Origin of the sequence: Corynebacterium sp. ACRQJ (genome assembly GCF_022346045.1) — a bacterium.
GTDB lineage: Bacteria > Actinomycetota > Actinomycetes > Mycobacteriales > Mycobacteriaceae > Corynebacterium > Corynebacterium evansiae.
On the sequence record NZ_JAKRMT010000002.1, the window covers coordinates 83,399 to 97,100 of the forward strand.

Below are 13,702 nucleotides of genomic sequence, written 5' to 3' on the forward strand. Positions count from 1 at the left end.
TCTCCGCTCCCGCCGCACAATGACTGCCGTTGCGGCTGCTTCTAGCCTGGTTCTGACTGCCACGGCTGTCCCTAATTCTCCGTTCTCTCCGGTAGCTGCCCAGGCCGCCACGGTCAACAAAACGCAGGATACGAACCTGCCGCTGAAATGCACCATTTTTGCTATGGGTGGCCCTGGTTACGAAGTTAAATTTCTTGGACGGGTACTTGCCACTGGTTTTATGGAGAACAGGGATTTCACGGGAAATCTTCACGTGACAATGCCTGAACAAGCCGCTGAGGGTGAAGAGTTCGAAGTCAGCGTTAGTATGGATTCGCTATCGGTATCGCATCCAGAACTGAAGCGACTTGGTGGAAGCCCTAGTTTTGAAGAGGGCAACACGCAGGGTAATAAGATTCGCTTCGCTGTAAAGGGCGATGTTGAGCTGGTTGGCTCCAACCTTCCGGCAACGCTCGAAAATGGCGTTTTGACGGTTGATAAAATGATGCAGCCGAGCAAGTCGGGGGACACTGTAACGATTGCTTTCGCGCCACTGAAGCTGAAGCTCAAGGCGAAAAAGGCTGGTTTGGTTGAGATCCAGACTCCTGAGGCATACAGGACGCCGGATAGTCATGGTGGCGTCAGGAAAAACAACATGTTCTACGGCGAGGGAATTGCAGGCAGCGTCAGTTTCAAAACTCCCGGCCTGCGGGTGACCTGTTTGACTGATCGTTTTACGCCGCTGGGTGCGACCCAGGTAGGTAAAGATGCTGAGTTCAATGAGCCTAAATACTCCGCCATTGAGGTGAAGCAGCAGGATACCGCTACATCGAAGAACACCGCGCAGGCACCGGCGGGTACTACCTATGCGAAGGGTGCCAACGCTCCGGAGTGGGCGACTGTCGGTCAGGACGGCACCGTCACCGTCAAGCCAGGCCTGGACGTGAAGCCTGGCGACTACACTGTCCCGGTCGTTGTCACCTACCCGGACTCTTCTATCGACAACGCCGTTGTAAACGTGACGGTAAAGGAGAAGGAGAAGTCTCTTGCGGAGCAGCACGATCCGCAGTTCGGTGAGACCACCGTCGAACGGGAAAGCACCTCTACCATCCCCGCCCCGGAGGGGCTGCCGGAGGGGACGAAGGTCGCCGCTGGTGAGGGCGTACCGGAGTGGATCACCGTCAACGAGGACGGCTCCATCGAGGCAAAGCCAACCCTGGAGACCGAAGACAAGGAATACACCGTTCCAATTGTCGTCACTTACGACGACAAGTCCACCGACGAAGCAACTGCGAAGGTGACCGTCATCAAGAAGCCGGACAACCAGATTTACTCCCCGGAGTTTGGCGGCATCACCGTGCAGGCCAACCGTTCCGCAAAGACCCCTACCATCGAGGGCTTGCCGGAGGGCACCAAGTTCGCCCTGGCTGAGGGTGCTCCGGAGTGGGCGTCCATCGACGACAAGGGCGTCATGCAGCTGAACCCGGGCGGCGAGGTTGATGCGAAGGACTACACTGTCCCGGTTACCGTCACCTACCCCGATGGCACTACCGACAATGCCGAGCTGAAAGTCACGGTCACGGAGCGCGCGATCAACGAGATCCACGATCCGAACTACTCGGATGTGACCGTGAAGCAGGGTGACGAAGTGACCGCTCCGGCCCCGACCGATGTCGCTGAGGGTGCGACCTTCGAGGCTGGCGAGGATGTGCCGGATTGGATCACCGTTAACCCGGATGGCACCGTGACTGCCAAGCCGGGTCTGGAGGTTGAGGCCAAGGAGTACACCGTTCCGGTGAAGGTCTCCTACGAGGACGGTTCCGGTGACGATACGACCGTGAACATCACCGTTACCGTGAAGCCGACCAACGAGAAGTACAATCCGACCTACCCTGGTGCCGACGTGAAGCAGGGTGACGAAACCACCGTCGCCCCGCCGGCTGATGTGGCTGATGGCGCAGAGTTCGCCCTCGGTGAGGGCGCCCCGGAGTGGGCCACCGTCAACGAGGACGGCACCGTCACCTTGAAGCCGAGCAAGGACGTTAAGCCGGGCGACTACGACGTCCCGGTCGTTATCACCTACCCGGATAAGTCGACCACCACCACGACGCTGAAGGTGACCATCAAGGAGCAGGACAAGCAGAATGACAACACCGGCAGCACCGGCTCCGGCGATGGCCTGTTCGGCTCCCTGAAGGGCTCCAGCAGTGTCTCTGGCTCTAGCGCATTCGGCTACTTCATCGCCGCCCTGTTCGGAACGGTTGCCATCGGCGCTGGCCTGTTCGGCCTGTACAACTGGGCCCGCGACCACGGCTACGTCCGCTAACTGTGGGCGAGCTTAGTTGCGCACGAACTGCCCATCCCGCAGGTGGCGGTAAAACGTCACCGACTTCAGCGGGCGGGGATGGCGCACTCCGTCACGGGTGACCGCCAGATCAACCCCACCGGCCTGTAAGGCCCGCCCCCGCAGCACCGTCGGAGAGACGGTACTGCGGGGCTTTTTAATGCGCCCAAACCAGCCCTTACGGGGCAACGGCGGACGCTGCACCGCAGCCAACCCCGGAGCATCCGGCGTGGGAACCAAGCGCACACCATTATTGAAATCGCTGGTGCCCGCCTTGTTCTGCTCGTACAGGACCTCGGAATCGACGATCACCTCGCCGATCATCTCCGCCGCATCCTCGGACTCGCCTTCCGAGCCTGCCTTGCCCGCCGTGCTAACTGGCCCAGTGACCTCCGCCGCTCCCAACGTCACCACGCCGTGGTCGTCGCGGATCACCGGAGTCGGCACTGCCGGGGAAGCCAGCGCGAAGGTGAGGTGCTCGGCGGGGGAGAAGGTGGCGTCCAGACCCCACGAAAGAGCAACCGCCGAAGAACCAGAAGGGATAAAACCAACCTCGACCCACAGGGCATCAATGCGCGTCAACTTGGAAACCACAGCAGCCAGGGCGGCATCGCTACCCTGCACGATCACGCGCACGCGCTCGCTGACCTCGTGCGGATCCGGCTGCGGGGCGCCCAAGTGGGGAGCGTCGGGGCGCTGCATCATCTCCTCCAACGACGGGGTGGAGCCCACCACGAAGCGCTCCAGATCATCCAAGAAGCGCAGCTCCTTGCGCTTCGGAACGGCAGACAGATCCAGGCACTCCACGGCCTCACCCGGCAACACGGGATCGCGCAGCCGATCGCTGGCGGGAACATCGCAACGCAACATAAACAACATAGAAACCCACCATAGCTGTGCCACAAGCACCGGCGAGGTACTAGAATGGAGAAACGTCTAGGTGCCCCGCCCGATCTCTACCTGAAGCGACAGAAGCCACAGTAGATGCAGCAGATGCTTGGAGCGGGGCTACACCCATGAGTACAGAAGTACCAACGCAGAGGACGTGTTTTAGTTTCCATGGCAGCGATCATCGTCGTAGGCGCCCAGTGGGGCGACGAAGGTAAGGGCAAAGCTACCGACATTCTGGGCGGGAAGGTCGACTACGTAGTCAAGCCCAACGGCGGCAACAACGCCGGCCACACCGTCGTCGTCGGCGGCGAGAAGTACGAGCTCAAGCTGCTGCCCGCAGGCGTGCTTTCCGAAAACGCCACGCCCATCATCGGCAACGGTTGCGTGGTGAACCTGGAGGCACTGTTCGAGGAGATCGACGGACTGGAAGCTCGCGGCGCAAACGCCTCCCGCCTGCGCGTTTCCGCCAATGCACAGCTGGTGGCTCCCTACCACGTGGCCATCGACCGCGTGGCCGAGCGCTTCCTGGGTAAGCGCGCCATCGGCACCACCGGCCGCGGAATCGGCCCGACCTACGCCGACAAGGTCTCCCGCGTGGGCATCCGCGCCCAGGACCTGCTGGACGAATCCATCCTGCGGCAGAAGATCGAATCTGCGCTCGACCAGAAGAACCAGATCCTGGTGAAGATCTACAACCGTCGCGCCGTGGACGTGGACGAGGTTGTGGATTACTTCCTCTCCTACGCTGATCGCCTCAAGCCGATGCTGATCGATGCGACGACGGAGTTGAACCAAGCTCTGGACGCCGGTAAGTCTGTGCTGATGGAGGGCGGCCAGGCCACGATGCTAGACGTGGACCACGGCACGTATCCTTTCGTGACCTCCTCTAACCCCACCACCGGCGGCGCGTGCGTGGGTACGGGAATTGGGCCGACGCGCATTACTGCATCGCTGGGCATCATCAAGGCCTACACCACGCGAGTGGGTGCCGGTCCGTTCCCGACGGAGCTGTTCGACAAGTGGGGCGAGTTCCTGCAGACCACCGGCGGCGAAGTCGGCGTGAACACCGGACGCAAGCGCCGCTGCGGCTGGTACGACTCCGTGATCGCCCGCTACGCCTCCCGCGTAAACGGCTTCACCGACTACTTCCTGACGAAGCTGGACGTGCTGACCGGCATCGGCGAGATCCCGATCTGCGTGGCCTACGACGTGGACGGTGTGCGCCACGACGAGATGCCGATGACGCAGACCGAGTTCCACCACGCCACCCCGATCTACGAGACCATGCCCGCGTGGGACGAGGACATCACCGACTGCAAGACCTTCGAGGAGCTGCCGGAAAAGGCGCAGGATTACGTCAAGCGCCTGGAGGAGCTGTCCGGTTGCCGGATCTCCTACATCGGCGTGGGTCCGGGCCGCGACCAGACGATCGTCATCAACGACGTCGCGGAGAGCTAGGGCGCTGCACTAGAGCGCGCTAGAGCGTGCGCAGGAAGTCGGCCAGCAGTTCCGCCGCGCGGGTGAGGTTGGCCTGGAACTGCTCCGGCTGCTCCGCCTTGTCACGGTTGAAGGTCAGGCAGTACTCGATGCTGGTGGCCTTCGGCGTGTAGTTCACGCCGAAACCATTGGGGATAGTGGGGGCGAAAACATAGCGGATGATGTGCGCATCGCTACCGATCGAGGTGGTGGACAGGAAGTCCGTGCGGGCGGCTTTGACGCCCGGATCCGCCAGCAGCGCCAGGGGAGCGCCGGACTGCTTCTCCGAGGTGAAAGACAGCGCCCACAGGTGGCGATCGATGCCACGACCAGTCTTGCAGCCAATCACCCAGTTGCGGTGGGCATTCAGGGCCTCCTGCAGGGCCTCGACAGTCGGCTTGCCGGCGACGAGCTGCTTAGCGAAAGCCACGGCCTCCGGGGTGACCGCGCGCAGGCATTCCGTGCGGCCGGCCTTGTACTCGCGCATATCCACGGCCTCGTACACCGCGCGGATGCGGCCGAAGGTCAGCAGTTGCGCGATGGATAGAATCAGCTGGCTCATCGCATCGGCACTGAACTTGAAAGGCAGCTCCTCCTTCGCCAGTTTCGGCACCTCGATGATTTCTACGGCGTATTCGTCGCCGGTGGGAATGGAGGCGGCAGGCGTAACCGGGGATAGTTTCAGCGGGGCGACATCAGCTGGGGTGACATCCGCGTCGGCGCTTGGGGACGTAGGGGCGTCACTATCCACAGCCTCCTGCACCCGACGCACCGCCTCCACGAGCGTGGCTCCATCGACCGTCGAATGCTCCACGTGCATGGCCGCAAAATTGCTGGCCAGGTTGATTTCATACGTCAGTGGCTTGTAAACCCAGGCGTGGCCGGGGGCGAAAGTGAGGTCGCGCAGCAGGTCGGCGTCGGTGGCCTGCGCATCGTCGATCAGGTGCAGCGCGAAAAGTTGATCGCGCAGGGTGGCCTGAGTCTCCGCGGGGAGCGGAACCTCCGCCAGAGCCGCGGAGCCGAGGTAGGAAAGGCGAGAGTCCAGGGCGGGAGCGGCAGGGTCGCCGGTGGTGCTCCCGGCGGTGTCGGAGTTAGTACGCAGCACCTCCAGGATGGCGCGCAGCTGCTCCCGAGAGGCTAGGCGCCCCTGCTCGTCCGTGATGCGCAGGTCGAACACGTGGCCATCCACGATCATGCCGATGCTGCGGGATGCGGTGCCGAGCTCGCTGAAGGTGACCTCATCGCAGTCTGGGCGGGGGATGCGCAGCGCACCGTTGAAGCAGCGCCACTGGTTGGCGTCCAGCGGATTGCCGCGGCCGTCGACCTCCTCCGGCATCGAACCATCGGCCTGCTTCAGGTGCACCAGCGCCAGGGCGCGCAGGATGTCCACGGCACGATCCAACCCAGAGGTCTCCGTGCGCAGGTTGATCTGGAAGCCCACGTTCGAGGTGGTCTGTAGCGGCGTGCGAACGGTCAGGTAATCGCGGAGCCAGCGGTCTGCCAGCCAGCTGCTGTTCGCGGCGTCGCGGTCGGCGGCGAAGGCCTCCAAGGCGGACTGCAGGGCGGGGCCCTGGTTGGCTTGGAAGTCCTCGATGGCTTGCTCCGTGGCGGCCAGCGTATCGGCATCCGCGACGGCAGAGACCGCATGGCGGAGCGCGGGCAGCGTGGCATCCAGCGGTGGTACGGGGAGAGGCTTGAGGTGAGCGCGATTATCCTGCATGACCTCGAGTCTACTGAGGAGCCACGGGGGGGTGAACGCCGGAAAGATCCGAATATTTTTAAAAGGAAAATACTTGTTCGGCAACGTGATGCACGTCACTCGCTTAAGGTTTGTCTTAAATTTGCAAACGCAAGCCCCGGTTACGAGGAGTGAAACCATGCCGATCCAGAGCCCACAGCAGGAAATCGACATCCCGAACAGCACAATCTACGACGTACTTTTCGGCAACATCGCCGAAGAAGACCTTGGTCGCATCGCCATCACGGACGACGCCACGGGATCGCAAACCACCTACGGGGAACTCAAGGCTCTTATTGACGCCTTCGCGGGCGCATTGGCCGAACGCGGAGTCAAGCCAGGCGTAGTCGTCGGGCTGCACTGCCCGAACAGCCTCGCCTTCGCGGTCGCCTTCCATGGAATTCTCCGCGCCGGGGCAACTGTTACTACCTTGGGGTCACTACTGAACGCTCACGACGTGGCAAAACAGCTTAAGGACTCAGGTGCGACGTATGTGCTGACGACCAAGCTGCTGGGAGAAGCGGGCGTCCAAGGTGCAGAAGAGGCAGGGATCGACCCGGGCAACATCATCGACCTCACCGACGAAGCAACTGGCCTCAAGGCGCTCGTGGGGGAGGGCCGCCCCGCGCCCGAAGTCACCATCGACCCGGCGACTCACGTGGCGGTGCTGCCGTACTCGTCGGGCACCACGGGTGTGCCGAAGGGCGTGCGTCTGAGCCACCGCAACCTCGTGGCGAACATTCTGCAGATCGGCGTGCGGCTCGGCCCCAACGGCCTGGACCGCGACTCCGTGGTGATGTGCGTGCTGCCGTTCTTCCACATCTACGGCATGAATGTCCTGCTGAACTCCTGCCTGTACGTGCGCGCCCACGTGGTGACCATGCCCAGCTTCGACCTGGAGAAGTTCCTGGCAGCTCACCAGAAGCACGGCATCACGTTTACCTTCATCGCCCCGCCGATCGCCGTGGCGCTGGCCAAGCACCCGCTGGTGGACAAGTTCGACATCGGCTCCCTAGAGACCGTACTTTCCGGCGCGGCGGCCCTGGACGGGCAGCTTGCAAACGCGGTAGCCAACCGCCTGGGCGTGCGCATCCTGCAGGGCTTCGGCATGACGGAAACCAGCCCCGTCACTAGCGTGAGCGACGTCGGAGTTACGCCACTGGATTCCATCGGCCTGCCGGTCTCCAACACGGAGGTGAAGATCGTGGACATCACGACAGAAGACCTCGAGGAGATCCACCCGCCTGCGAACGAGGGCGAGCGTTCCTCCGAAGGTGAAATGTGGGTGCGCGGCCCGCAGGTCATGCTCGGTTACCTCAATAACGAGGAAGCCACCGCCAACACCATCACTCCCGACGGATGGCTGCGCACCGGCGACATCGCGAACCTAGACCACCTGGGCAATGCCTACGTGGTCGACCGCATGAAGGAACTGATCAAGTACAAGGGTTATCAGGTTGCCCCGGCCGAGCTGGAAGCGCTGCTGATGACCCACGAGGCCATCGCCGACGCGGCCGTGGTCGGTTACCTGCGCGAATCGGACGGCGAAGAGCTGCCGCGTGCATTCCTGGTGCTGCAGCAGGGAGTGGACCCGAACGACCCGGCCGTGAGCGCAGAGGCGCTCATGGAGTGGGTTGCCGAGCGCGTGACTCCGTACAAGAAGATCCGCATGGTCGAGTTCATCGACGCGATCCCGAAGTCCAGCACGGGCAAGATCCTGCGCAAGGATCTGAAGAACGTGCCCGTGGCAGCTAAGGCCTAGCGGCGCTAGAAATCCCAGTCATCCTCCTCCGTTGATTCCGCCCGCCCGATCACGTAGGAGGATCCGGAGCCGCTAAAGAAGTCGTGTGTTTCGTTGGAATCCGGCGCCAGGGCGGCGATGATCTCCGGCTCCGTTTTCGCCGCTTCTTCTTCGTATTGCGGTGGGTACCCCAGATTCATCAGCGCCTTATCCGCGTTGTAGTGCACGAAGGCCATCACGCCGTCGATCAGCGATTTCTCGTCGGTTAATGCTTCGCCGTACAGATCTCCGGAGTACTCCTTCTCTAACTCCAGAAGTTCCTCCACTAGTGTGAATGTGAACTCCTCGAGTTCCGCCGAGCGCTCCGGGTGGGCCTCCAGCCCTCGCTGGAATTTGTATCCCGAGTAGTATCCGTGGACGGCCTTGTCACGCAGGATCAACCGGATCATGTCGGCTGTATTCATCAGCGTGCCACGGCAGCTAAACCACAGCGGTAGGTAGAACCCGGCGTATAGCAGCAGGGAGGACAGTAGCGTGGCGGCGACCTTCCGCTTGAGTGGGTCGTCCCCGTAGTAGTGCTGCATCACTGCCGTCGCTCGGCGCTGCAGGGCTGGGTTACCGATGGCCCAGGTATAGGCGGCGTTGATTTCCTCGCTGCTGCACATCGTGCTGAACACACTGCTGTAGCTGCGCGCGTGAACGGCTTGCATAAAGGCGATGTTTGCGTAGACCGCTTGTTCGTGTTCGGTGCGGGCATCCGGGATCTGGCTGATCTCACCAACGGTCGCCTGCACAGTATCCAGCAGCGTGAGCCCGGTGAATACCTTGGTGGTCAGCTCGCGTTCTGCGTCCGTCAGTGCGTTCCAGGTTGGCAGGTCGTTGGACAGTGGCACTTTCTCTGGCAGCCAGAAGTTGCTGGTCAGCCGCTGCCAGATCTCCAGGTCCTTCTGGTCGTCCAGCCGGTTCCAATTCACCGGCCGCAGCGGCCGGGCGGGGTCGTGCGGCCATTGGGGTGGGGTTTGGGAGCGCGTGAGGTAGCTCATTTTTTCCTTTCTGATTGTTCTCGATCGTGTCGTTCTGCTTGTGTCTTATTGCTCTGTCTTATGGACGCCACATCTCCCCGCCAGTCCGATCCCAGAACTCCCGGATGCCTTCCCGAACACGGGCAACATCGCGGGCTGTGCCGAGCAATTCAAAGCGATAGAGCTCCGGCACCTGGCACTTGGCGGCGATTGTTGGTCCAGCGCAGCAGTATGCCGTACCGAAATTCCTGTTTCCGCTGGTGATCACACCCCTGATGAGAGAGCGGTTATGTGAATTGTTGAGGAAGGTGATGACTTGCCTGGGCACCGCCTTCCGTGGGTCACCTCCGCCATAGGTTGGGGTGATGAGCACATAGGGCTCGTCGACGATGAGCTCCGGCTCCTTGCGCCGCAAGGGGATGCGGCGGGCGGGAATGTCCAACTTGTCGACGAATCGGCGGGTGTTTTCGGAGGCAGAGGAGAAGTAGACGATGCGCGGCTGCGAGACCGCGATTGGTTGCATTGGGGGAGAGGTCCTTTACAGCTTGTTGCTAGTTGGGGTTGGTTGTTCGTTGGGGTAAATGTTCATGACACCAGCTTTCAAAAGTTCAATGACACGAACTTTACAACAACAAGATATTGAACTTTTGTGTAGGGTGCCTAGTGTATCCAAGTTCACACCGCGTACGCGGCTGCGTAGTGCGGAATATGCCAGAGAGAAGAAAGGAAAAAGCTCGTGGCGAAGCTAACCCAAGAAATGAAAGACATGATCGATGCACAGCTGCCGTACCTGGCGACTGTGACCGACGGCGAGACGCTACTGCCGGACATCGGCCCGAAGCGCAGTCTGCGCGTGTGGGATGACGAGACGCTGATCTACAACGAAAACACCGGCCGGCAGCACCTGGAAAACCTACGGGCCGGTTCAAAGGCCGCTGTGGCGGTCGTGGATTGGGCAGAGCTGGACGGGTACCGGTTTATCGGTCCAGCAGAGTTGTTCCACGAAGGGCCGGTGTGGGAAGCAGCGGTGAAGTTCGCTGAGGAGAAGGGGCACAACCCACCGAAGATGGCGGTGCTGATCCACATTGAGCAGATCTACACCCTCATGCTCGGCAAGAATGCTGGCCGGTTGTTGGCCAGCGATGACGAGTCCCTGATGGTGGACTAGAAACCGTATTCGCGGGCGGTGATAGCCGCCTGGTTAACGATCCACTCCACCATCTCCTGCGTCGGAGCGCCGGAAATGGCCTGGTTGGAGGGGTTATTCATTACGCGGCGCACCACGCCCTCCACGATGATGGCGACCTTCCACAGGCCCAGCACGTGCCAGTAGGCCAGCGCCTGCCGGTCGCGGTCGGTATCCTTACCGGCCTTCTGCAGGTAGCGCTCCGCCAGCGCCTCCGGGCTGGGGAAACCGTCGGCCAGCGCGGCCTCGAAGCCAGGCAGCTGCAGGCCATTCTTGACCGGCCAATACGCCATCAGGGAGCCGATGTCCGACAGCGGGTCGCCGAGCGTCGTCAATTCCCAATCCACCACCGCGTTGATCTTTCCGGTATCCGGGTCCGCAATGATGTTGCCGATGTGCAGGTCACCGTGGACCAGCACGGTCTCGTCCTGCTCCGGGATCTTTGCCACCAGCAGCTGCGTCAGTTCGTCCAGCGCCGGCAGCTCGCGGGTCTTCGTCTTATCCCACTGGCCCGTCCAGCGCCGTAGCTGCCGTGGGGCGTAGGGCTTGTGGGACGCCAAGTCGTCCAAACCCACCGACTTCAGATCCACGCTGTGGATCGCCGCCATCGCGTCGATCAGCCCGTCGGCGATCTTGCCGCGCACCTCGGGCGAAATGCTGTCCGCAACCTTCATGGAGTTGACGGTCACACCGTCGATGGCGGACATGGCGATCACCGGCACGTCGGCTACCTGCTCGCTGCCTTCGCCGTGAGCTTCACCGCGGCTTGCACGGCGGCTTTCCTCCCAGTCCGTCGAGCTGCCGTAGATCTTTGGCACCGGCACATCCGTGTTCTCTAGTGCTGCCATGATCTTGCCCTCGCGGACCACATCGTGAGCGCTGGCGGTCAGCGTGCCCAATGGCGGACGGCGCACAACCACGCGCTTGCCCTGGGAATCCGTGGCCAGGTACGTCAGGTTCGATTGCCCCGCGCCGATGCGCTGCAGGGAGATGCCGTCCGCGCCGCCTTCCAGTCCGGCTACGTCGTGCAGCCAGCTGGCCAGCTGGGCGTCAGAAAAAGGGCTAGAGTTACTTGTCACGGTACTTCCTCAATTCTGCTCGGGCGATGGTCATGCGGTGCACCTCATCCGGGCCGTCGGCCAAGCGCAGGGTGCGCAGGCCCGCCCACATGGCGGCCAGGGGAGTGTCGTCGGTGACACCCTCCCCGCCGTGTACCTGAATAGCCTGATCAACGATCCGCAGCGCCATCGCCGGGGCGGCCACCTTGATGGCGGCGATCTCCTGGCGGGCTGCCTTGTTTCCGACGGTGTCCATCATCCAGGCGGCCTTCATGGTCAGCTGACGCGCCTGCTCGATGTCGATGCGGGCCTGGGCGATCTGGTCGCGGATGTTGTCACGGTTGGCTAGAGGCTTGCCGAATGCAGTGCGGGACATAGCGCGGGTGCACATGAGCTCCAGGGCGCGCTCGGCCATTCCGATGGCGCGCATGCAGTGGTGGATGCGGCCCGGCCCCAGGCGATCCTGGGAGATCTTAAAGCCCATGCCCTCGCCGCCGAGGATGTCCTTATCCGGCACGAAGACATCCTTGAATTGGACCTCCGCGTGGCCTTCGCGGTCGTGGTAGCCGAACACCGGCAGGTTGCGCACGATCGTCACACCAGGCGCGTCCGCGGGGACGGCGAGCATGGACTGCTGGCGGTGGACCTCCGCATCCGGGCTGGTCTTGCCCATCACGATCATCACCTTCAGGTGCGGGTGCATGCCGTTGGAGGTGAACCACTTGCGGCCGTTGAGCACGTAGCCGCCGTCGGTGCGTTCCATGCTCATGCGCACGTTGGTGGCATCGCTGGAAGCCACGCCCGGCTCCGTCATTGCAAATGCGGAGCGGATTTCGCCGCTGAGCAGGGGCTCCAGGTACTTTTCCCGGTGTTCGTCGGTGCCGTAGAGCTCGAAGACCTCCATGTTGCCGGTGTCCGGAGCGTTGCAGTTGCAGGCCTCGGGTGCGAGGTGCATGGACCGGCCCATGATCTCCGCCAGGGGCGCGTATTCGGCATTGGTCAGGCCCGGGCGGTTGCTGTCGGCACTTGTGCCGTCCGCGCCACCAGTGCCTCCAGCTCCGAGGTGGGGGTGGAAGAGGTTCCACAGGCCGCGCTTCTTCGCCTCGGCCTTCAGCTCGTCGAGGATGGCGGGGAAGTGGTGCGGGTCGCCGGATTCGCGCATCTGCTGCTCGTACACGGCTTCGGCTGGGTAGATGCACTCGTCCATGAATTCGGTGAGCTTGCCTTGGTACTCCAAGGACCGTTCGCTGTGCTGGAAATCCACTGTTTTTACCTTTCGACGCCAGATTGTCCGCCAGCGGGCTTATCCTTAGCGCTGGAATTTCCGGGGGTGGTCACGTCGATGGTCTTGTTGCCCACGAGCATTCCGCCGTCGACTACGAGGTTCTCACCGGTAAGCCAGGAGCTGGTGGGTGCGGCCAGGAAGGCGATGGCATCGGCGATGTCCTCTGGCTCGCCGATGCGGCCAGCGGGGATCAGGGTGGAGGTGGAGTCTTCGTTCTCCTTCCACAGCGCCTCCGAAAGCTTGGTGCGGACCACGCCGGGGGAGATGCTGTTTACGCGGATGCGTGGCGCCAGTTCGCGGGCCATCTGCTTGGTCAGGTGCAGCAGGGCAGCCTTGGAGGCGTTGTACACGCCGATGTAGTCCTCCATGGACAGGGCGCCGATGCTAGAGACGTTCACGACCGCGCCGGCGGGGCTGCGGTCAGCGGTGTCAGTGCCGGCAGCCTTACCGAGGCCTGCCTCGATGGCGGCGCTGGTCCAGATGACTGGCCCGATGGTGTTGATCTGGAAGACCTTCGCCATGATTTCCGCGGACTGCTTGTGCACGGGCCCGAAGGCGGGGTTCGTGCCCGCGTTGTTGATGAGTACATCCAGGCGGCCGAACTCCTCGACGGCCTGGGAGCAGGCCTTCTTGGCTGCCTCGGGGTCGGCGACGTGGGCGGCGATGCCGATGACGCGACCGGCGTCCGGGTTTTGCTTCCGGGCGGCTGCCTGCAGTTCTTCAGCAGCAGGGACGACGGTTTCTGGCTTGCGGCCGGTGATGACCACGTTCGCGCCACTGGCTGCGAGCTGAAGTGCGGTGGCGTGCCCGATGCCGCGGGTGCCGCCGGTGACGATGGCGGTCAGCCCGGCGTAGTCGTATTTACTCATTCAAGGGTCCTTAGCGGGTGTTGGGTACGGGATTTGAGTAGGGATGTTGGGATTGAGTTGTGACTCGCATCATAAGCAGATGGCGGGCTGCAAAAATGAAGGATCGCAAAACT

The 13,702-nt window shown here is 62.4% G+C and carries 11 protein-coding genes; 4 read left to right on the plus strand and 7 right to left on the minus strand.

Features of this window, described 5'->3' with window-relative positions:
* Nucleotides 1-466: 466 nt before the first annotated feature.
* Nucleotides 467-2,305 carry a Rib/alpha-like domain-containing protein gene (locus MHX52_RS01795; protein ID WP_239316283.1) on the plus strand — a complete coding sequence of 613 codons (1,839 nt, stop codon included), beginning with the start codon at nt 467-469 and terminating at the stop codon, nt 2,303-2,305.
* 12 nt (nt 2,306-2,317) lie between these two features.
* On the opposite strand, the gene MHX52_RS01800 is transcribed toward MHX52_RS01795, so the two are convergent.
* The gene (locus MHX52_RS01800) at nt 2,318-3,193 is read right to left on the minus strand and encodes a hypothetical protein (protein ID WP_239316285.1); all 876 of its coding nucleotides are present in this window, start codon (nt 3,191-3,193) and stop codon (nt 2,318-2,320) included.
* Nucleotides 3,194-3,382: 189 nt separating this feature from the next.
* Here MHX52_RS01800 and MHX52_RS01805 point away from each other — a divergent pair, with 189 nt between their 5' ends.
* Nucleotides 3,383-4,672, plus strand: a complete 1,290-nt coding sequence (locus MHX52_RS01805) for an adenylosuccinate synthase (protein ID WP_035004838.1) — start codon at nt 3,383-3,385, stop codon at nt 4,670-4,672.
* A 19-nt stretch (nt 4,673-4,691) separates the two neighbouring features.
* Here MHX52_RS01805 and MHX52_RS01810 read toward each other — a convergent pair whose 3' ends face one another.
* Entirely contained in the window at nt 4,692-6,410 is a 1,719-nt protein-coding gene (locus MHX52_RS01810) for a choline/carnitine O-acyltransferase (protein ID WP_239316287.1), read from the minus strand.
* Between the two features lie 157 nt (nt 6,411-6,567).
* On the opposite strand from MHX52_RS01810, the gene MHX52_RS01815 reads away from it, so the two are divergent.
* Entirely contained in the window at nt 6,568-8,190 is a 1,623-nt protein-coding gene (locus tag MHX52_RS01815) for an AMP-binding protein (protein WP_239316289.1), read from the plus strand.
* A gap of 5 nt (nt 8,191-8,195) precedes the next feature.
* Here MHX52_RS01815 and nrdF read toward each other — a convergent pair whose 3' ends face one another.
* Both nrdF and nrdI read right to left on the minus strand, forming a co-directional pair.
* Nucleotides 8,196-9,212, minus strand: coding sequence for a class 1b ribonucleoside-diphosphate reductase subunit beta (nrdF, locus tag MHX52_RS01820; RefSeq protein WP_239316291.1), 1,017 nt, complete (start codon nt 9,210-9,212; stop codon nt 8,196-8,198).
* Between the two features lie 58 nt (nt 9,213-9,270).
* The gene (gene nrdI / locus MHX52_RS01825) at nt 9,271-9,714 is read right to left on the minus strand and encodes a class Ib ribonucleoside-diphosphate reductase assembly flavoprotein NrdI (RefSeq protein WP_049049907.1); all 444 of its coding nucleotides are present in this window, start codon (nt 9,712-9,714) and stop codon (nt 9,271-9,273) included.
* 213 nt (nt 9,715-9,927) lie between these two features.
* Here nrdI and MHX52_RS01830 point away from each other — a divergent pair, with 213 nt between their 5' ends.
* Nucleotides 9,928-10,359: a pyridoxamine 5'-phosphate oxidase family protein gene (locus MHX52_RS01830; protein ID WP_034987205.1), complete on the plus strand. Its 432-nt coding sequence runs from the start codon at nt 9,928-9,930 to the stop codon at nt 10,357-10,359.
* Here MHX52_RS01830 and MHX52_RS01835 read toward each other — a convergent pair.
* Genes MHX52_RS01835 through MHX52_RS01845 form a run of 3 tightly spaced genes read right to left on the minus strand, consistent with a single transcriptional unit; the run spans nt 10,356 to nt 13,589 of the window.
* Entirely contained in the window at nt 10,356-11,456 is a 1,101-nt protein-coding gene (locus MHX52_RS01835; protein ID WP_239316293.1) for a phosphotransferase family protein, read from the minus strand. The two genes, MHX52_RS01830 and MHX52_RS01835, sit on opposite strands and share 4 nt — an antisense overlap.
* Nucleotides 11,446-12,699 carry an acyl-CoA dehydrogenase family protein gene (locus MHX52_RS01840; protein ID WP_239316295.1) on the minus strand — a complete coding sequence of 418 codons (1,254 nt, stop codon included), beginning with the start codon at nt 12,697-12,699 and terminating at the stop codon, nt 11,446-11,448. Before MHX52_RS01840 ends, MHX52_RS01835 begins: the two co-directional genes overlap by 11 nt.
* Before the next feature lie 5 nt (nt 12,700-12,704).
* Nucleotides 12,705-13,589 (minus strand): SDR family oxidoreductase, encoded by an 885-nt coding sequence (locus MHX52_RS01845; protein ID WP_239316297.1) that lies wholly within the window; start codon nt 13,587-13,589, stop codon nt 12,705-12,707.
* Nucleotides 13,590-13,702: the final 113 nt, after the last annotated feature.

What these genes read in the sequence shown, in the direction of transcription:
- MHX52_RS01805 (WP_035004838.1), top strand. Translation starts at nt 3,383, where the DNA reads ATGGCAGCGATCATCGTCGTAGGCGCCCAGTGGGGCGACGAAGGTAAG.
- nrdI (WP_049049907.1), bottom strand. Translation starts at nt 9,714, where the DNA reads ATGCAACCAATCGCGGTCTCGCAGCCGCGCATCGTCTACTTCTCCTCT.
- MHX52_RS01845 (WP_239316297.1), bottom strand. Translation starts at nt 13,589, where the DNA reads ATGAGTAAATACGACTACGCCGGGCTGACCGCCATCGTCACCGGCGGC.
- MHX52_RS01815 (WP_239316289.1), top strand. Translation starts at nt 6,568, where the DNA reads ATGCCGATCCAGAGCCCACAGCAGGAAATCGACATCCCGAACAGCACA.
- MHX52_RS01800 (WP_239316285.1), bottom strand. Translation starts at nt 3,193, where the DNA reads ATGTTGCGTTGCGATGTTCCCGCCAGCGATCGGCTGCGCGATCCCGTG.
- MHX52_RS01810 (WP_239316287.1), bottom strand. Translation starts at nt 6,410, where the DNA reads ATGCAGGATAATCGCGCTCACCTCAAGCCTCTCCCCGTACCACCGCTG.
- nrdF (WP_239316291.1), bottom strand. Translation starts at nt 9,212, where the DNA reads ATGAGCTACCTCACGCGCTCCCAAACCCCACCCCAATGGCCGCACGAC.